The following is an 18,019-nucleotide window of genomic DNA, read 5'->3' as shown; positions in this document are numbered from 1 at the left end:
GCTTCAGTCTTGGCCGGCGTTGGCGTCGGCAAGGGCGTTGACGCCACCGACAATCTCGCTGATTTCCTGGGTAATGCCGGCCTGGCGGGCCTGGTTGGCAATACGCGTGTACTTCTTGATGAGCTCGTCCGCGTTGTCCGTCGCAGCCTTCATCGCCTTCTGACGGGCAGCCAGCTCGGAAGCGGCGGCCTGCAGGTGGGCGAAGAAGATGCGGCTCTGGACGTAACGCGGCAGCAGGGAGTCGAGGACGTCGGCAGGCGACGGCTCGAACTCGTAGAGCGGCAGCAGCTCCGACTCCTCCGGGGCTTCCTCACCTTCGACGACCTCCAGGGGAAGCAGACGAACGGCGGTCGGCTCCTGGACCAGCATCGAGCGGAACCGCGTGTAGACCACGTGCACCTCGTCGACTCCGGGAGCAATCCCCTCGTCGGCCGCGGTGTCGTCGTCATTGAGGAACGCCTGGATCAGCGTCTCGCCGATGTCGTGCGCCACGTCGTACGTCGGCTGGTCGGAGAAGCCCGTCCAGCTCTGCACGATCGGGCGCCCGCGGAACCGGAAGTAGGCCTCGCCCTTGCGTCCGGAGACGTAGAGGTCTGCCTTCTTGCCCTCACCGCGCAGCTTCTCGAGGAGGCGCTCGGCCTCCTTGAGCACGCTCGAGGAGTAGGCGCCGGCCAGACCGCGGTCGCTGGTCACGATCAGCACCGCGGCCTTGGTCGGGTTCTCCGGCTCCGTGGTCAGGGCGTGGTCGACATTGGAGTACGTCGCCACGGCCGAGACCGCACGGGTCAGCTCACGGGCGTACGGCGCTGCCGCCTGCGCCCGCTGCTGTGCCTTGATGATGCGGGACGCGGCGATCAGCTCCATGGCGCGCGTGATCTTCTTCATCGACTCCGTCGACTTGATCCGCGCACGGTACTCGCGCACCGAGAGGGCCATCAGAGATCACCCCCGCCGTGGACGCCGTGGTAGCCAATGAACACGTCAGCCCCGCTTCTGCTTGACGATCTGCTCCTGCTCGACGTCCTCGTCCTCGAGAGCGACGTGCTCTTCCTTGCCGGCCTTGATGGACTGGCCGTCGGAGGTCTCGAACTGGTCGAGGAAGGAGTCGTACGCAGCAGTCAGCTGGTCCTCGGTGGAGTCCTCGAACTTCTGCGTCTCGCGGATGCCGGCGAGGATGCCCTCGTGCGAACGGCGCAGGTAGTCGAGGAACTCGTTCTCGAACCGGAGGACGTCCTCGGTCGGGACCTTGTCGAGGCGGCCGGAGGTTCCGGTCCACAGCGACACGGTCATCTCCTCGACCGGGTACGGGGAGTACTGCGGCTGCTTGAGCAGGGCCATCAGGCGCTGGCCGCGGTCGAGCTGCTGGCGCGAGGCCGCGTCGAGGTCGGAGGCGAACATGGCGAACGCCTCCATGGCACGGAACTGCGCCAGGTCGACCTTGAGCGAACCGGTGACCGCCTTCATCGCCTTCGTCATGGCCGAGCCACCCACGCGGGAGACCGACACACCGACGTCGATGGCCGGACGCTGGTTGGCCGCGAACAGGTCGGACTGCAGGAAGATCTGGCCGTCGGTGATCGAGATGACGTTGGTCGGGATGAACGCCGAGACGTCGTTGGCCTTGGTCTCGATGATCGGGAGGCCCGTCATCGAGCCCTTGCCCATCTCGTCGGAGAGCTTGGCGCAACGCTCGAGCAGGCGGCTGTGCAGGTAGAACACGTCACCCGGGTAGGCCTCACGGCCCGGCGGACGACGCAGCAGCAGCGACACGGCGCGGTAGGCCTCGGCCTGCTTGGTCAGGTCGTCGAACACGATCAGGACGTGCTTGCCGTCGTACATCCACTGCTGGCCGATGGCCGAGCCGGTGTAGGGGGCGAGGTACTTGAAGCCGGCGGAGTCGGAGGCCGGGGACGCCACGATGGTGGTGTACTCCAGCGCGCCGGCCTCTTCCAGGGCGCCACGCACGGAGGCGATGGTCGAACCCTTCTGGCCGATGGCGACGTAGATGCAGCGCACCTGCTTGTCCGGGTCACCGGACTCCCAGTTGGCCTTCTGGTTGATGATCGTGTCGATGGCGATCGTGGTCTTGCCGGTCGCGCGGTCACCGATGATCAGCTGGCGCTGGCCGCGGCCGACCGGGGTCAGGGCGTCGATCGCCTTGATGCCGGTGGCGAGCGGCTCGTGCACCGACTTGCGCTCCATGACGCCGGGCGCCTGGAGCTCGAGGGCACGACGGCCGGTGGTCTCGATCTCGCCGAGACCGTCGATGGCGGTGCCGAGCGGGTCGACGACCCGGCCCAGGTAACCGTCGCCGACGGGGACCGAGAGGACCTCACCGGTACGGCGTACCGGCTGACCCTCCTCGATGCCGTCGAAGTCACCCAGGATGACGACACCGATCTCGCGGGTGTCGAGGTTCAGGGCCAGGCCACGGGTGCCGTCCTCGAACTCGAGCAGCTCGTTCGCCATCACCGATGGCAGGCCCTGGACGCGGGCGATGCCGTCGCCGGCCTCGGCCACGATGCCGACCTCTTCACGGCTCGCGGTGTCGGGCTTGTAGTCCGACACGAAGCGCTGCAGCGCGTCCCGGATCTCGTCCGGACGGATCGAAAGCTCCGTCATCACACTTCCTTATCTTGAGTCTGCTCGGTTCAGTTCAGGTACTGATGGTTGGTCAGCCGGAAAAATCAGCCGGCCAACTTGCGGCCGGCGTCACTGAGCCGGCTGGCAACGGTGCCATCGATGACGTCGTCGCCGATCTCCACACGGAGACCTCCGATGACGTCGGGGTCGATGACCTCGTTGAGGTGCACTGCACGGCCGTACTGCCGGGCAAGTGCGTCGGTGAGGCGCTGGCGGTCCGCGTCGGTGAGCGGGCGGGCCACTCGGACCTCCGCCACGCTCTCGCTGTGGACGGCTGCGGCGACCTGCTGGTACTCAGCGAGGGCCGCGGAGACCGTCCGGTAGGTGCCGGCCAGTGCCTGCTTGGTCAGCGTCACCGTGGCCGGCAGCGCCTTGCCGTCGAGCAGGTCACCCACGAGGGCGACCTTGTCGTCGGAGGTGCGCGCCGGGTCGGACAACGCGTCACGGAGCTGGGGGTTCGCCTTGACCAGCTGGCCGACCACGAAAAGTTCGTCCGCGAGGCGGCCGGCCTGGTCGCCGGACGACTTCACGGTCGCGATCTCGCTGAGTCGCTCCAGGGCGTCGGCGAGGTTCCGGCCGACCGTCCAACGGCGACCCACTGCACTCTTGACGAGCTGCAACGTGCCGCCGTCCGCCTTGCCACCGAACAGGTCCTCGACCAGGCCGGCCTTGGCCTCGGGCGGGACCGTCGTGTCGGTGAACACGCGACGGAGGGAACCGTCGGACCGCACCACGAGCGCCACCGCGAACAGGTCGTCACCGACCCGCTCGGCGTCGGCGCCACCGGAGAGCGTGCTCTCCAGCTCACCCGACAGTGCGGCCAGTGCGTCGGCCGAGGCTCCCCGAAGCAACATCAGTTGGCTCCCTCGAGCTCGGCGAGGAAGCGGTCGACGACGCGGCTCTGGCGAGCTTCGTCATCGAGGCTCTCCCCGACGATGCGACCGGCCAGGCCGGTCGCCAGGGAGCCGACCTCGGCGCGGAGCGAGGTGACCGCCTGCTGGCGCTCGGCCTCGATCTGGGCCTTGCCGTGCTCGACGATGCGGGTGGACTCGGCCTGGGCCTGCTCCCGCATCTCCGCCACGATCGTGGCGCCCTGCTCACGGGCCTCCTCACGGATGCGCGCCGCTTCGTGGCGTGCCTCCGAGAGCTGGCGGTCGAGCTCGGCGAGCTTGGCGTCCGCCTCGGCCTGCTTGGTCTCGGCGGCCGCGAGGCCACCTTCGATCGCCGAGGTGCGCTCGGAGAACGTCGCCTCGAAGTTCGGCACGACCCACTTCTTCACGGCGAAGAAGAGGAGGCCGAAGACGACGAGCGAGAGCACCATCTCGATCGGGTGGGGCACGAGCGGGTTGAGCTCGTGTCCTTCCTCTGCTGCGAGGATGGTCAGAGTCTGCATGAGCAGGTCCTTCTTCCGGGTCCTAGATCAGGCGTGATGGCCGACGCGTCGACTAAAGGACGAACGCGAGGGCGATACCGATGATCGCGAGCGCTTCGGCGAGCGCGAAGCCCAGGATGGCGATGGTCTGCAGGCGGCTCTGGGCCTCCGGCTGACGGGCGACACCGTTGATGTAAGCGGCGAAGATCAGACCGATACCGATACCGGGGCCGATAGCGGCGAGGCCGTAGCCGATCATGTTGGCGGAGCCTTCGATAGCCATTGCAAGCACGGCTTGTTCCTTTCGGTTATTTCCTGGTTGGAAACTTTGGGGGGCGGGGCAGGAGCTGGGGTGGTGCGGGAGCGTGGTGGTCAGTGCTCGTCTGCGAGTGAGCCCTGGATGTACATGGCGTTCAGCAGGACGAACACGTAGGCCTGCAGGAACTGGATCAGGAGCTCGAGGAACGAGATCACGATGAAGAGCAGCCAGGCCAGGATCCCCACCGGGGCGTACTGGATGGACATCTCGGTGATGAGGTACTGGCCGCCGAGGGCGAACAGGATGAGCAGCATGTGGCCGGCGAACATGTTGCAGAACAGACGCAGGGCCAGCGTGACCGGCCGCACGAGGATGTTCGACATGAACTCGAGCGGGACGAGCAACGGGTACATCGCCGGGCTCACGCCGGACGGGACACAGGTCAGCTTCAGCCAACCGACGAAGCCGTGCTTCTTCACCCCGGCGCCGATGTAGACGAACCAGCTCATCAGAGCGAGCGTGTAGACCAGTCCCGCACGCGAGAAGGTCGGGAACTGGAAGAACGGGACGCTCGCGAGGAGGTTGTTGATCAGCAGGAAGAAGAACAGCGCGAAGAGGTACGGGACGTACGGCAGGAAGTCCTTGGACCCGATGATGTCGCGGCCCATCGAGTTGCGGACGAAGCCGTACCCCTGCTCGCCGACGTACTGCAGCTTGCCGGGAACCATGGCCCGCTTGCGCGAAGCGGCCCAGAAGAAGACGAACACCAGGCCGGCCACGAGGACCAGCTGAATCATCGGCTTGGTCACGCCGAGGTACATGTGCTCGCCGAGGAACTCGAAGGTCTTGTCCGGACCGATGGGTGGGAGGTTGAAGTCCCCCGGGCCGGGCGGCGTGAAGCCGTCGGCGCGTGTCACGGACGTCGCGATTGAACTCACGGTGTCTCCTGTGTCGGCAGCTGCGCTACTTGTGGTCTGTGAATGGTTGTCTGAATCTGGCCCAGGTCATGTAGATCCCGAAGCCTGCACCGAGCAGGATCCCGATCGCCACGATGTAGGTGGTGCCCAGCCAGCGATCCAGTCCCCAGCCGAGCGCTCCATACAGGAACACGCCGGCAACGATGTATCCGAACGCATGCCACGGGTCGCCCTGTGGTTCGTTGGAGGAACGCTTGTCGGAGTGCGCGGTCGGAGGTTTCTGCTGAGCCATCGCGAACCGGACAATAGCAGTCGCGGCGACTCATCGCGCACCCGCGTCCGTCAGGTCGTACGCCGGCAGGCGCAGACGCGTGGTGAGAACGATCTGGGACACCATCCAGCCCACCGTGCCGACGATGACGGCACCGGCGAGCCAGCGGCCGTCGAGCACGTCGTCGACGAGCCCGGAGTCGGCAAGTGCGTAGAAGATGACCCCGATCAGGACCACCTGGAGGGTGTAGGTCAGCAGCGCGATCAGCAGGGACGCCGCAGGGCTGATGCCGGCCACGAGGTTGACCAGGAACGATCCCCCGGCGAACACGAGCACCACGATCAACGTGCCGGCCAGTGCGCCGTACGCCGCCGCGGAGTCGGCGACCAACGCACCGGTCACACTGGCGAGGGCGCCGAGGAGGAGCGCTCCGACGGCCGCACCGAGGAGCACTGACTCACCGCTGCGGGTGAGGTTGCGCTTCGACTCGGTCGTCATGATGGCGGCCGTTTCTCTTCGGGGATTCGGGCGGTCTTTCGAACGCTTGTGAAAAGTAGCACAAAGTCCGTGCGGGGTGCCAATCGGGTCTCGATAGGCTCGCTACTCGACCACCGAGAAGCGCGTCAGGCGTCGACCGGATCCAGTCTGTTGACCCGCGGCAGGACGAACGTCAGCGCCACCGTGGCCACGAACCAGAGGAGCAGCGCGACCCACGTCAGCGGGCTCGCGTAGAGGCTTGCCAGCACCGTGCCGAAGCCGATCAGCCCCGCCCACAGCCAGATGATCAGCACGGCGCGGCGGTGGGAGTGCCCGATCTCGAGCATCCGGTGGTGCAGGTGCTGCTTGTCGGGGTGGTAGAACATCTGGCCCCGACGGGTACGGCGGATGACGGCCAGCAGGAGGTCGACGAACGGCACGATCAGGATCGACAGGGGCACGATGATCGGCAGGAAGGTCGGCAGCAGGCTGGCCTGCGATCCCCCACCGCCCCGGGTGACGTCGGTGGCCGAGAACTGGCCCGAGAGCGTCAGCGCCGAGGCCGAGAGGAACAGCCCGAGCAGCATCGAGCCGCTGTCGCCCATGAACAGACGGGCCGGGTAGAAGTTGTGCGGCAGGAAGCCGGCGCAGGCGCCGCCCAGTGAGGCACTCAGCAGGGCTCCGGTCACGGCCAGCGACTGGTCGTTGAGGTTGGCGATCTGGTAGCAGAAGACGAACAGCGCGCAGGCGCCCAGGCCGACCACGCCGGAGGCCAGTCCGTCGAGGCCGTCGATGAAGTTCACCGCGTTCACCGTCGCCACCACCGTGAGCACGGTCAGGAGCGCGCTCTGGGACTGGTCGATGGAGAACTGTCCCCCACCGGGCGCCGGGAAGAAGAGGTACTGCACGCCGAACGCGATCAGGAAGCCCGCGGCGAGCACCTGGCCGCCGAGCTTGGTCAGCGCGTCGAGCTCGATCAGGTCGTCGAGGACGCCGACCATGCAGATCAACGCCCCGGCGATCAGCACGACGCCGGCGTCGCGGAACACGTTGGGGGCGCTGAGCGAGAGGAAGGGCAGCTGGCGGGCCACGAAGTAGGCCGCGGTCAGGCCGCCGAGGAGGGCCAGGCCGCCGAAGTAGGGAATCGGCACGGCGTGCATGTCGCGGTCGCGGACCTTTGCGACCGCGCCGGTGCGCAGCGCGATCTCGCGGGCGATGACGGTGAGCAGGTAGGTCACCGATGCGGCGACCAGGAAGACGAGGAGGTACTCGCGCATCAGTCGGTTTCCGTGAGGGCCACGTCGAGCGGCTCCAGCACCTCGTTGATCGCATCGACCCCGATGCCCCCGGCACGCAGCAGCCGCGGCTGCTCCCCGGTGACGTCGACGATCGTCGAGGGGACGCCTCCCCGGGAGGGTCCGCCGTCGACGATGACGTCCACCGACTCACCGAGCATCTCCTCGGCCTGGTCGGCGTCGAGGGCCGCCGGTCGGCCGGTCAGGTTCGCCGAGCTGACGGCGAGCGGGCCGGTGCGTTCGAGGATGGCCAGGGCGATCGGCTCGTCGGGCATCCGCACCGCGACCGTGCCGCGGGTGTCACCGAGGTCCCACTTGAGCGAGCCCTGCTCCGTGCAGACCAGGGTCAGCGGTCCGGGCCAGAAGGCGTCGACCAGCGCCCGCGCCCAGGGGGCCACGCCGGTGGTCAGTGCGTCGAGGGTGGTCGCGGCGCTGACCAGGACCGGTGGAGGCATCTCGCGTCCGCGTCCCTTGGCCGCCAGCAGGGCCGTCACGGAGTCCGCGTCGAATGCGTCGGCAGCCAGTCCGTAGACGGTGTCGGTGGGAAACACGACCAGCTCGCCTCGTCGTACGGCCAGGGTGGCTGCGGTGACCGCGGCCTCGAGCTCCGCGTCGTCGGTGGTCGGGTACTTCACGGGGCTATCGTGCCAGCCGGGCCGTCACGTAGCGCGCGCGACCTGCCAGATCGAGGTGATCGCGTACCTCGGCCCAGCGACCGGTGGCGGCGAAGACCGCCGGCGCGGAATCGGCCTGCACGTCCGCGTGCTCCGCACCCACGACTCCCCCGTCGCACAGCAGCAGGCCGGCCCGTTCCTCGAGCACCCGCATGGCGACCAGTCCGTCGTCGCCGGAGAAGAGGGCCAGGTGCGGATCGTGGTCGCGCGCCTCCGGGGCCACGGACTCCCACGCCTCGAGGGGAATGTAGGGCGGGTTGCAGACCACGACGTCGACCGTGCCGGCGAGGTCGTCGTACGCCGTGGCCATGTCGCCTTGGCGCAGCTCGACGCCGGTGCCGGCGAGGTTGCGTTCGGCCCAGCGGTGCGCGGACTCGTCGAGCTCGACGGCATGCACCCGGGCCTCCGGGACCTCGTCGGCCACGGCGCGGGCGATCGCACCGGAGCCGGTGCACAGGTCGACCACGACCGCTGGGCGGCCGGTGACCCGCTGTGCCTGCTCGATCGCCCAGCCCGCCAGCAGCTCGGTCTCCGGCCGCGGCACGAAGACCCCCGGGCCGACGGCGAGCTCGACGTGACGGAACGCGGCCACGCCGGTCAGGTGCTGCAGCGGCTCGCGGTCGGCACGACGCCGGACCAGGAGGTCGTACGCCGCACGGCGTTCGTCGTCCAGCTCCGGCGGGTCGACCACCAGCATCGTCCGCGTGGTGCCGAGCACGAAGGCCAACAGCTCGGCGGCGTCGAAGTCGGGACTGGCCACTCCGGCTGCCGTCAGAGTGGCGGTGGCTCCGCGGAGCACGTCACGCACGGCGCTCACGACTCGAGTGCATCCAGCCGGGTGGCCAGGTCGGCCTGGACACAGCTGTCGATCACCGGCCCGAGATCGCCGTCCAGCACGCTGTCGAGGTTGTAGGCCTTGTAGCCGGTGCGGTGGTCGGAGAGGCGGTTCTCCGGGAAGTTGTAGGTGCGAATCCGCTCGGAGCGGTCGACCGTGCGGATCTGGCTCTTGCGCGCGGCGCTCGCCTCGGCGTTGGCCTCATCCTCGGCGGCGGCAAGCAGTCGCGCGCGGAGGATGCGCATCGCGGACTCCTTGTTCTGCAACTGCGACTTCTCGTTCTGGCAGCTGACCACGATGCCGGTCGGCAGGTGCGTGATGCGCACGGCGGAGTCGGTGGTGTTGACGCTCTGGCCACCCGGACCACTGGAGCGGAAGACGTCGATGCGCAGGTCGTTGTCGTCGACCGTGACGTCGACCTGCTCGGCCTCGGGCATCACCAGGACGCCTGCGGCGGAGGTGTGCACGCGGCCCTGGGACTCGGTGACCGGCACCCGCTGGACGCGGTGGACTCCGCCCTCGAACTTGAGCAGGGCGAACGGTGCCTCACCGGGCTCGGGAATTCCCTTGGCCTTCACGGCAACGGTGACGCTCTTGTAGCCGCCGAGGTCGGACGGCGTCGCGTCGAGCACCTCGGTCTTCCAGCCACGCTGCTCGGCATAGCGGGTGTACATGCGCAGCAGGTCTGCGGCGAAGAGGGCCGACTCCTCGCCGCCCTCCCCCGACTTCACCTCGAGCAGCGCGTCCTTGGCGTCGCTCGGGTCACGGGGCACCAGCAGGTGCCGCAGGTGCTCCTCGGCGCGGGTACGACGCTCGGCGAGCTCGACCGCCTCGTCGGCGAACGCCGGGTCCTCCCCCGCCAGCTCACGGGCCGCCTCGATGTCGTCTCCGAGCCCGAGCCATTCGTCGTAGGTGCGGGCGATCGCGGACAGCTCGGCGTAGCGCTGGTTGAGGGTCTTGGCCAGCCGCTGGTCGGCGTGGGTCCCGGGCTCGGCGAGCCTGGCCTCGATCTCGCGGTGCTCGGCGAGCAATCCCTCGACGGCCTCGAACACGGCGTACTCCTCAACGGCAACAGGCGTGTGACACGAACACGGACAAATGCAAGACGCCGGCCACCCGCACACGTGCGGGGACCGGCGACTCGGAGAAGCTAGTTGGCTTCGGTCTTCTCGGCAGGCTTCGCGGCCTTCTTGGCGTAGCGGGCCTCGAAGCGGGCGACGCGGCCGCCGGTGTCAAGGATCTTCTGCTTGCCGGTGTAGAACGGGTGGCACGCCGAGCACACGTCGGAGTGGATGGAGCCGCTCGTGACGGTGCTGCGAGTCGTGAACGAGTTGCCACAGGTGCAGGTCACCTGGGTGTCGACGTACTCGGGGTGGATTTCCTTCTGCATGGTGTCCTCGCTAACAGGGTCGCCGGGTCGCCACCACCGGATGTGGGAGCGTGAACCGGAACCAGCGCACAATTGTGCCACCGTCTGCAACCATCGCACCAATCGGGCTATTCCCGCGTCCGGCAGACGCTCAGGCGAACGCGCGCACCTGCGGATCACGGCGTACGACGACCACGAGCAAGATGAGCGCGAGGACCACGGCGCAGACCATCACGGCCCCCATCGGCACGGTGGTCGTGCTGTCGAACAGCCCGACCACGGGTGCCACGACTCCCCCGACACCGAACTGCAGGAAGCCGAGCACGGCCGCAGCCGAACCCGCTGCTTCACCGTGGCGACTCAGGGCCAACGCCGGGACGTTCGGCATGATCAGCCCGGCGCAACCCAGCAGCACCGCCAAGGGAAGCAGGGCGCCGACGAGGCCGCCGATCCCGGTCAGGCCGGTCAGCACCAGGGCGATGGCGGCCACCAACGCGACGACGATCGAGGTCGTCATCACGTCGAGGATCCGGAACCGGCGCAACAGCGCCGGGTTCACCTGGGACATCACGATCAAGGCCAGGGCGTTCGCACCGAAGACCACGGAGAACTCTGCTGCACTCAGATCGAAGCCCTCCTGGAGAACGAACGAGGCCCCCGAGATGTAGCTGAACATCGCGGCCATCATCAGTCCACCGATCAAGGCAAGCGCGAGGAACGCCCGGTCGGCCAACAGGGAGCGATAGGTCCCCAGGCTCGAACGGATCCGCGCCGGGCGTCGCCGCTCGGGCGGCAGCGTCTCGCGAAGCGCCACCGTGGCGAGGACGACCATCAGCGCGGCCGCCACCGCGAGCACGACGAAGATGCCACGCCAGGACGTCCAGCCGAGCACCACGCTGCCAAACGTGGGGGCCAGCATGGGTGCGGCCCCCATCACCAGCATGAGCCGGGACATGATCCGCGCCACCGCGATGCCCTCGAACTGGTCACGGACGACGGCCATCGCAGTCACGGAGACCGCGGCACCGGCGAAGCCCTGCACGAGGCGGGCACCCGCGAGCATCTCGACCGAGGGCGCCAACGCGCACAGGACGGACGCCGCGGCATGGACCGCAAGGCCAGTGACCAATGGCCGCTTGCGCCCGAGGGCGTCGGACAGGGGCCCGATGACGAGCTGCCCGAAGGCAAGTCCGAGCAGCATCCCGGTCAGCGTCAGCTGGGCCTGCGACTCCCCGGCCGACAGGTCGTCTCTCAGTCCCGGGAGCGCCGGGAGGTACATGTCGATGCTCAGCGGTCCGAGGGCGATCAACGCACCGAGCACCAGCACCACCTGCGCGTGGCTGCCGGTCGGTTCCGACGAGGTCCTGGGCGCGGTCGTCGGAATCGTTGAGGTCACGACAGGGATCAACCCTGGACGGCGTCGTTTTCTTCCCGGTTGGCTCCCCTACCGTGGCTGCGCACCGGCAGGTGGATGGTGACGAGGGTGAACTCGTTCTCCACGGATTCGAACGACACCCGTCCGCCGTGCCTGGCCAGGATCACCTGCACCATGCGGACTCCGAGCCCAGTGCCGCCGATCTGGCGGCTCACGGCATTCGACCCACGGAAGAAGCGGGAGCCCAGGCGGTCGAGGTCCTGGGACGGGATGCCGATGCCGTCATCGCGCACGGTCAGGGTCGCCTCCTCGCCGTCCGTGCGCAGTCGCACCTCGACGTTGCCGTCGTCCAGGGAGAACTTCACCGCGTTCGAGACCACGTTGAGGATGGCCCGCGACAGCTGGGTCTTGTCCGCCAGGACGCGGATCAGGACGTCGGGCACGTCGACGACGAACCGGATCCCCCGGTTGGTGGCCGCGATGCGCAGGTCCATCACCACGTCCTCGACGACCGCGGCAAGGTCGACCTCGGTGAGAGTGGTGTGCCGGGCCTCGGCGTTCGACAGGCTCAGCAGATCTTCCACGAGCACACTGAGACGACCGACGTTGCGCTCCACGACGTCCCACATCTGGACGGTCCCCGGGTCCGGATCGTCCATCTCGTCACGCAACAGCTCGAGGTAGCCGCGGATGCTGGTCAGTGGTGTGCGCAGCTCATGGGAGACGTTGGAGACGAAGTCGGTCTTGGCCTGGTCGAGGTCGAGGAGCCGGGACCTGGTCTGGGCCTCGACCTGTTGGCCGCGCTCACTCTCCGCTGCCAGGACGTTGAACGCCCTGGCCACCGCCGTGATCTCGCGCGGGCCGCTGACCGGCGCCCGTGCCGAGGTGTCTCCCGCCGCGAGGGCGCTGACCGTGCGTTCGAGCTCCGACAGGGGGTCCCCCACCCGACGACGCAACCGACGGCCCAGGAACCAGCCCAGCAGCGCGGCCAGGAGAGTCAGGGTGACCATCGCGATGATCGCGCGGCGATACGCCAGCCGGGCCCGGTGTCGGGCCTCGTCGCCCTCGGCCTCGAGGGAGTCATCGATCTGCACGTTCACTGCCCGCAGGTCGTCGAAGACGGCCTTCCCCTCGGCGAACCGGCCCGGGTCGTAGCCGGTCGCTCCCGGGGCGTCGGCCAGCCGAGGCCGCGCGTAGACGACCTGCCACTGCTCCACCAGCTCCTCCTGACGCGCGACCAGCCCCTTCAAGTCGGGGCGGATGTGGTCGTGCTTCCGCAGCTCCGCGGCGGTGTCGGGGAGCGCTCGGAGGGCCGCACGGTAGGGCGCCAGCGCCGACTCCTGCCCGTCGATCACCCAGCCACGGACGCCGGTCTCGGCATCGGTCATCAGCTGCATGAAGTCGCGGTTGGCCTTCTCACCGGGGGCGACCTCGTCGGCCACCCGGTTCACCGACAGGTTGGTCCGGTAGACACCGATCACTCCGAGGATGCCCAGCACCATCATCAACAGGAGGATCGGGGTGACCAACCGCGCGATCAGGCGCCCCACGGTGTCGCGCTCGATCATGCGTCACCCCCGAAACCGCGGCGCTTCATCTCGCCCCACACGGGGGTGGACTTCCGCATCGCCTCCACGGCACCTCCGGCTCTCCACAACGCGGTGAGCTGGCGATAGCCGAAGTTCTCCTCCACCGCACCCCGGACCGCACGCATCAGGTCGCCGGCTCCGCGATACCGGCGGTAGGACATCTCCTCGGCCAGGAGCGCGGTCAGCGTCAACAGGAAGGCGTAGAGGATCGACGCGGCGAGCAAGAGCACCACCAACCACAGGTCGACCAGGTCGTGCCCACCCAGCCAGCCGGCGTGCTCGAGGCCGAGAAGTGCCATCACCACCATGAAGTAGGCCACCCCGAAGAGCTCGAGGAACGGGGCGAGCAGCTCGAAGAGCACGAACCAGGGCATGGTGACCATCCCGATCACGCCGTACTTCGGGCGCAGCAGCATGCCCCGGTGCCGGCCCAGGATCTCGGCGAGGCCGCGGTGCCAGCGACGCCTCTGCCTGGCCAGCACCGCACGCTCCTCCGGCGCCTCGGTCCACGCGACCGGTTCGGAGACGAAGACCACCTTGCCGTCGATGCCCTCGTCGCCCATCCAGCGGTAGATCCGGACCACGAGCTCGGCGTCCTCGCCGATGCAGTCGACGGCGAGCCCGCCGACCGCCTGCAGCACGTCCCTGCGGAAGATGCCGAACGCACCCGAGATGATCAGCAGGCCTCCGGTGGCCGACCAACCGGCACGGCCGATCATGAACGCGCGGAGGTACTCGACCACCTGCACGCGCGACAACCACGTGCGCGGCATGCGGACGTCGGTGACCCGTCCCTTGCTGACCGTCGAGCCGTTGGCGATGCGGATCACTCCCCCGGCGGCCACGACCTGCTCGGGATTGTCGGCGAACGGGCGCGAGACGTGGAGCAGGGAGTCGGGGTCGAGCAAGGAGTCCGCGTCAACCATGCAGACCAGTTCCTTGCGGGCCATGTTGATGCCCACGTTGAGCGCGTCGGCCTTGCCCCCGTTGGTCTTCGTGACGAGGACCAGGTTGTTGCTGCCCTGCCTGGAGAGATAGGTGCCCAGCACCTCGCTCCCACTCGCCACCACGTCGCCGACGACCAGGGGCATCTCGATGAGGTCGAAGGCCTCGACGAGGCGTGCCACCGTGTCGTCCTTCGAACCGTCGTCGACGACGACGATCTCGAAGTCCGGGTAGCGCATCGCCTGCATGGCGCGCACCGACTCGACGATCGTGGCCTCCTCGTTGTACGCCGGCATCAGCACGGACACGCCACGCGCCAACGGCTCGCCGAACGTCTCGTCGTACGCCGCGAACTCGATGCGTCGCCGATAACCGACGAAGTCGGTCACCGCGAGGAAGGTGAGCACCAGGAAGCTGGTGTTGATCAGGAGCGAGTAGGCGATGAAGAACCAGCCCACGGCCTCGATGATCGTGGTGAAGCCGTCGACCCAGGTCATCGGGCGGCCTTCCGCAGTGCGTCGACCGCGAGGGCCTCGCGGGCGTACGGCGACGCGTGCTCCTGCAGCACCCGGCGGCCGGCCTCGCCCAGTCGCAGCAGGGCGCCGGCCAATGCTCGCGCGGTCAGCCGGGGCGACGAGGAGAGCGCGGAGCCGAGTCCGTCGGCGGCCTTGGGATCACCGATCTCACCGAGCGCACGGGCAGCCGCCCTGCGCACCCGGTCGCTGTCGGTGTCGAGCCGCGCGATCAGTGAGCTGATCGCCCGGGGCGCACCGATCAGCCCGAGCGCGATGGCGGCCTCGGCCTGCACGCCCTCGTCCACGCAGTCGAGTGCCCGGGTGAGGACGGGAACGGCGGCAGCATCACCGATCAGCCCGAGCGCGATGACCGCGAGCTCGGTTGCCCGGCCGGGTGCACTGCGCAGGCCCTCCTCGACGCAGCCGCGCAGGTCGGGTGCGGCGTCGATGCCGATGCGTTGGAGTGCGGAGACGACGTCGCGGGTCAGTGCGGGATCGTCGGAGGTCGCGAGGATGGCGGGTACGGCGGCGGGGTCGCCGATGCTGCCCAGTGCCCGCAGTGCCACCCGGCGGACCAGGAAGTGACGGTCGTGCAGGCAACCGGTGAGGGCGGCTACGTCGACCGGGTCGCGCAGGGCACCGAGACGGTGGGCCCCGCGGCAGCGCGCCACGGAGGACCTCCGCCGCAGGAGGCGACGGGCCCTGTCCGCGGCATTCCTCTGGCGGACCAGCTCGACGAGTCGCTCCCGCGTGTCGCCGGAGACCTTGGGCAGCAGGCTGAACACCTGGTGCTCGGCACGGTCCCACTCGCCTCCTTGGAGGGCGGCGAGCTCACGCCGAGCCCGGGCTGAGTCCTCCGGGTCACCGAGCACCAGCTCGAACACCAGCCCACGCGTGGCCTCGTGCTCCCGGGTGTGCCGGACCGTGCGCAGCCCCGAGGTCACGCGGAGCGCGAGAAGCAGGACGACCAGCAGGACTGCGGCGACGAGGAGCGCGACCACCAGGCCGATGAGGAGGGTCACGCACCGCTCCGGGCCAGGACTGCGGCGACCCGTGAGGCGAGCTCCCGCGGTGAGAACGGCTTCGTGATGTAGTCGTCGACCCCGACCGCGAAGCCCTGTTCGATGTCGGACTCCTGGGCCCGCGCAGTCAGGAGGATGATCGGCAGCCTGGCCGTGGCGGGCTCCGCGCGCAGTGCCCGAGCGGCGTCCAGACCGCTCATCCCCGGCATCATGATGTCGAGCAGGGCCAGGGCAGGCTTGTCGGCGCGGCACGCCTCCACGGCGGCCGCACCGTCACTGACGGCGGACACCTCGTGCCCCGCTTGCCGGAGCTTGAAGACGACGAGTTCACGAATGTCCTCGTCGTCATCTGCCACAACGATCCTCGCCATGTGGCAACCCTAGGGCTTCGGGCCCGGGAAACTGCTCAGTCAGCGGTCCCCGGGGCAGGTGTCGTCTTCTGCACCTGCATCAGGAACTCGATGTTGGTCTGCGACTTCCGCAGGCGTTCCAGGAGCAGCTCGAGGGCCTGCTGGCCGTCGAGCCCGGAGAGAACCCGACGCAACTTCCACACGATGGCGAGCTCTTCCTCGCTCATCAGCATCTCTTCCCGGCGAGTGCCGGACTGGACTGCGTCGATGGCCGGGAAGATCCGCTTGTCCGCGAGATCGCGACGCAGGCGCAGCTCCATGTTGCCGGTGCCCTTGAACTCCTCGAAGATCACCTCGTCCATCTTGGAGCCGCTCTCGATGAGCGCCGTGGCCAGGATGGTCAGCGACCCGCCGTCCTCGATGTTGCGGGCGGCACCGAAGAACTTCTTCGGCGGGTAGAGCGCAGCCGAGTCGACGCCGCCGGAGAGGATCCGGCCGCTCGGCGGGGCGGCCAGGTTGTAGGCCCGACCCAACCGGGTGATGCCGTCGAGGAGTACGACGACGTCGTGGCCGAGCTCGACGAGCCGCTTGGCCCGCTCGATCGCCAGCTCGGCGACCGTGGTGTGGTCGCTGGCCGGCCGGTCGAAGGTCGAGGAGATGACCTCGCCCTTGACCGAGCGCTCGAAGTCGGTGACCTCCTCAGGACGCTCGTCGACCAGCACCACCATCAGGTGACACTCGGGATTGTTCGTCGTGATCGAGTTCGCGATCGACTTCATGATCATCGTCTTGCCGGCCTTGGCGGGCGAGACGATGAGGCCGCGCTGGCCCTTGCCGATCGGGGCCGCGATGTCGATGACCCGGCCGATCAGGTTGGTCGGCTCGGTCTCGAGGCGAAGCCGCTCGGTCGGGTAGAGCGGGGTCAGCGTGGAGAAGTCGACCCGGCTGCGTGCCGACTCCGGGTCGGCACCGTTGACCGCGTCGATGCGGACCATCGGGTTGAACTTCTCCTTGCGCTCGCCCTCGCGGGGCTGGCGCACCTGGCCGACGATCGCGTCGCCGCGGCGCAGTCCGAACTTGCGGACCATCGACAGGGAGACGTAGACGTCCTCGGCGCCCGGCAGGTAGCCGCTGGTGCGCACGAATGCGTAGTTGTCGAGGACGTCGAGGATGCCGGCCGCCGGCACGAGTACGTCGTCCTCGAGGATCGTGGTGTCGGGCTCGTTGCGGCCGCCACGGGTGCTGCGCTCCGGACGCTCGCCGCGCTCGGAACGGTCGCGGCCCCGACGACGACGGTTGCGGCCACTGCCCTGCTCGTCACGGTCGGACTGGTTGTCCTGCTGGCCGCCCTGCTGGCGGNTTGTCCTGCTGGCCGCCCTGCCTGTCGGACTGCTGCTTCTCCTGCTGCTTGTCCTGCTGGCCGGACTGGCGGTTGCCTTGTTGCCGGTCCTGTTGCCGGTCCTGTTGCCGGTCCTGCTGCTTGTCCTGGCGGCCCTGCTGCTTGTCGCCGTGCTGCTTGTCCTGCTGGCCGGCGCCACGGTCCTGCGCCTGATCGGCCTGCTTGTCCGACTGCTTGTCCGACTGCTTCTCGGGCTGGTCGCGGCGGGCGCGCTGGCCCTCCGACGCGTCCGCGCCGGAGGCCTCGCCTGCTGTCGCGCGGACCGACGACTCCTGGTTCGTGGCCTCCCGGTCGCCCTGGGCACGCTGGCGTTCACCGCGCGACTCACGCACGGTGTTCGCTTCGTCGGCCGGGCGTTCACCCTCGCCGGATCCGGCAGCGGCGCCCGGCGCCTTGGCCGCGCCGCGGACCCGGGTCCGGACCCGTGGCTGGTCCGGGGCGTTGTCGCTGGAGCCTCCGCTCGGTGCGGACGACTCCGCGGCCGGCTTGTCGGCGACCGGCTTGCCGCCCGACGGGCCGCTCGTCTTGCCGCTTGTCTGGGCCGCCTTGATGGCCTCGACCAGTTGCGCCTTCTTCATGCTGCCGGAGCCGCTGATGCCGAGGCCGCCGGCCATGGCCTTCAGGTCGGCGATCAGCATGGAGTTGAGCCCGCCGGTGCGCTTCTTGGGCGCGGCCTTGGCGGCCGGGGCCTCCGACTGCGTCGCAGCGGTGG

At 68.8% G+C, this 18,019-nt stretch carries 19 protein-coding genes and 1 pseudogene; all 20 read right to left on the bottom strand.

What is annotated here, in order from left to right; translation table 11 throughout:
- Window positions 1-3: 3 nt before the first annotated feature.
- Window positions 4-936, bottom strand: coding sequence for a F0F1 ATP synthase subunit gamma (locus tag ASH02_RS03205; protein WP_056686446.1), 933 nt, complete (start codon window positions 934-936; stop codon window positions 4-6).
- Window positions 937-981: 45 nt separating this feature from the next.
- Window positions 982-2,622 carry a F0F1 ATP synthase subunit alpha gene (gene atpA, locus ASH02_RS03200; RefSeq protein ID WP_056686441.1) on the bottom strand — a complete coding sequence of 547 codons (1,641 nt, stop codon included), beginning with the start codon at window positions 2,620-2,622 and terminating at the stop codon, window positions 982-984.
- 65 nt (window positions 2,623-2,687) lie between these two features.
- The gene (locus ASH02_RS03195) at window positions 2,688-3,497 is read right to left on the bottom strand and encodes a F0F1 ATP synthase subunit delta (protein WP_056686439.1); all 810 of its coding nucleotides are present in this window, start codon (window positions 3,495-3,497) and stop codon (window positions 2,688-2,690) included.
- Window positions 3,497-4,036 (bottom strand): F0F1 ATP synthase subunit B, encoded by a 540-nt coding sequence (locus tag ASH02_RS03190; RefSeq protein WP_056686436.1) that lies wholly within the window; start codon window positions 4,034-4,036, stop codon window positions 3,497-3,499. Before ASH02_RS03190 ends, ASH02_RS03195 begins: the two co-directional genes overlap by 1 nt.
- Window positions 4,037-4,088: 52 nt before the next feature.
- A complete protein-coding gene (atpE, locus tag ASH02_RS03185; protein ID WP_056686433.1) occupies window positions 4,089-4,298 on the bottom strand; it encodes an ATP synthase F0 subunit C in 210 nt (69 codons plus the stop codon).
- Window positions 4,299-4,387: 89 nt separating this feature from the next.
- Window positions 4,388-5,212, bottom strand: coding sequence for a F0F1 ATP synthase subunit A (gene atpB / locus ASH02_RS03180; RefSeq protein ID WP_235530236.1), 825 nt, complete (start codon window positions 5,210-5,212; stop codon window positions 4,388-4,390).
- A gap of 25 nt (window positions 5,213-5,237) precedes the next feature.
- Window positions 5,238-5,483, bottom strand: coding sequence for an AtpZ/AtpI family protein (locus ASH02_RS26920; protein WP_056686425.1), 246 nt, complete (start codon window positions 5,481-5,483; stop codon window positions 5,238-5,240).
- Between the two features lie 30 nt (window positions 5,484-5,513).
- Window positions 5,514-5,960 carry a hypothetical protein gene (locus ASH02_RS03170; RefSeq protein ID WP_056686423.1) on the bottom strand — a complete coding sequence of 149 codons (447 nt, stop codon included), beginning with the start codon at window positions 5,958-5,960 and terminating at the stop codon, window positions 5,514-5,516.
- Window positions 5,961-6,085: 125 nt separating this feature from the next.
- The gene (locus ASH02_RS03165) at window positions 6,086-7,216 is read right to left on the bottom strand and encodes a glycosyltransferase family 4 protein (protein ID WP_056686420.1); all 1,131 of its coding nucleotides are present in this window, start codon (window positions 7,214-7,216) and stop codon (window positions 6,086-6,088) included.
- Window positions 7,216-7,869, bottom strand: a complete 654-nt coding sequence (locus ASH02_RS03160; protein WP_056686417.1) for an L-threonylcarbamoyladenylate synthase — start codon at window positions 7,867-7,869, stop codon at window positions 7,216-7,218. The genes ASH02_RS03165 and ASH02_RS03160 overlap by 1 nt, the downstream gene beginning before the upstream one ends.
- A gap of 4 nt (window positions 7,870-7,873) precedes the next feature.
- Window positions 7,874-8,725 (bottom strand): peptide chain release factor N(5)-glutamine methyltransferase, encoded by an 852-nt coding sequence (gene prmC / locus ASH02_RS03155; RefSeq protein WP_056686414.1) that lies wholly within the window; start codon window positions 8,723-8,725, stop codon window positions 7,874-7,876.
- Window positions 8,722-9,795, bottom strand: a complete 1,074-nt coding sequence (gene prfA / locus ASH02_RS03150; protein ID WP_056686412.1) for a peptide chain release factor 1 — start codon at window positions 9,793-9,795, stop codon at window positions 8,722-8,724. Before prfA ends, prmC begins: the two co-directional genes overlap by 4 nt.
- A gap of 98 nt (window positions 9,796-9,893) precedes the next feature.
- Window positions 9,894-10,133 (bottom strand): 50S ribosomal protein L31, encoded by a 240-nt coding sequence (rpmE, locus tag ASH02_RS03145; RefSeq protein WP_056686409.1) that lies wholly within the window; start codon window positions 10,131-10,133, stop codon window positions 9,894-9,896.
- 130 nt (window positions 10,134-10,263) lie between these two features.
- Window positions 10,264-11,508, bottom strand: coding sequence for a multidrug effflux MFS transporter (locus tag ASH02_RS03140; protein ID WP_082620786.1), 1,245 nt, complete (start codon window positions 11,506-11,508; stop codon window positions 10,264-10,266).
- A gap of 8 nt (window positions 11,509-11,516) precedes the next feature.
- Complete coding sequence (locus tag ASH02_RS03135; protein ID WP_056686406.1) at window positions 11,517-13,055, bottom strand: ATP-binding protein; 1,539 nt, start codon at window positions 13,053-13,055, stop codon at window positions 11,517-11,519.
- Window positions 13,052-14,518, bottom strand: coding sequence for a glycosyltransferase family 2 protein (locus ASH02_RS03130; RefSeq protein WP_056686403.1), 1,467 nt, complete (start codon window positions 14,516-14,518; stop codon window positions 13,052-13,054). The genes ASH02_RS03135 and ASH02_RS03130 overlap by 4 nt, the downstream gene beginning before the upstream one ends.
- Window positions 14,515-15,558, bottom strand: a complete 1,044-nt coding sequence (locus ASH02_RS03125) for a HEAT repeat domain-containing protein (RefSeq protein ID WP_056686400.1) — start codon at window positions 15,556-15,558, stop codon at window positions 14,515-14,517. Before ASH02_RS03125 ends, ASH02_RS03130 begins: the two co-directional genes overlap by 4 nt.
- A complete protein-coding gene (locus ASH02_RS03120) occupies window positions 15,555-15,929 on the bottom strand; it encodes a response regulator transcription factor (protein ID WP_056686397.1) in 375 nt (124 codons plus the stop codon). Before ASH02_RS03120 ends, ASH02_RS03125 begins: the two co-directional genes overlap by 4 nt.
- Window positions 15,930-15,964: 35 nt before the next feature.
- A pseudogene (rho, locus tag ASH02_RS03115) lies at window positions 15,965-17,267 on the bottom strand (transcription termination factor Rho); the annotation flags it as partial.
- Between the two features lies 1 nt (window position 17,268).
- Window positions 17,269-17,921 (bottom strand): hypothetical protein (locus ASH02_RS26915; protein ID WP_235538978.1); only part of this gene is annotated, 653 nt, incomplete at its 3' end.
- Window positions 17,922-18,019 lie beyond the last annotated feature (98 nt).

The sequence above is a fragment of the Nocardioides sp. Soil796 genome (assembly GCF_001429525.1).
Lineage (GTDB): Bacteria > Actinomycetota > Actinomycetes > Propionibacteriales > Nocardioidaceae > Nocardioides.
Note: the sequence above shows the minus strand (reverse complement) of the source record. Positions and strands in the feature narration are given on the sequence as shown.

Bases quoted from the DNA above. Each gene is read 5' to 3' on its own strand.
- ASH02_RS03205 (WP_056686446.1), bottom strand. From the start codon at position 936: ATGGCCCTCTCGGTGCGCGAGTACCGTGCGCGGATCAAGTCGACGGAG.
- atpA (WP_056686441.1), bottom strand. From the start codon at position 2,622: ATGACGGAGCTTTCGATCCGTCCGGACGAGATCCGGGACGCGCTGCAG.
- ASH02_RS03195 (WP_056686439.1), bottom strand. From the start codon at position 3,497: ATGTTGCTTCGGGGAGCCTCGGCCGACGCACTGGCCGCACTGTCGGGT.
- ASH02_RS03190 (WP_056686436.1), bottom strand. From the start codon at position 4,036: ATGCAGACTCTGACCATCCTCGCAGCAGAGGAAGGACACGAGCTCAAC.
- atpE (WP_056686433.1), bottom strand. From the start codon at position 4,298: ATGGCTATCGAAGGCTCCGCCAACATGATCGGCTACGGCCTCGCCGCT.
- ASH02_RS26920 (WP_056686425.1), bottom strand. From the start codon at position 5,483: ATGGCTCAGCAGAAACCTCCGACCGCGCACTCCGACAAGCGTTCCTCC.
- ASH02_RS03170 (WP_056686423.1), bottom strand. From the start codon at position 5,960: ATGACGACCGAGTCGAAGCGCAACCTCACCCGCAGCGGTGAGTCAGTG.
- ASH02_RS03165 (WP_056686420.1), bottom strand. From the start codon at position 7,216: ATGCGCGAGTACCTCCTCGTCTTCCTGGTCGCCGCATCGGTGACCTAC.
- rpmE (WP_056686409.1), bottom strand. From the start codon at position 10,133: ATGCAGAAGGAAATCCACCCCGAGTACGTCGACACCCAGGTGACCTGC.
- ASH02_RS03135 (WP_056686406.1), bottom strand. From the start codon at position 13,055: ATGATCGAGCGCGACACCGTGGGGCGCCTGATCGCGCGGTTGGTCACC.
- ASH02_RS03130 (WP_056686403.1), bottom strand. From the start codon at position 14,518: ATGACCTGGGTCGACGGCTTCACCACGATCATCGAGGCCGTGGGCTGG.
- ASH02_RS03120 (WP_056686397.1), bottom strand. From the start codon at position 15,929: ATGGCGAGGATCGTTGTGGCAGATGACGACGAGGACATTCGTGAACTC.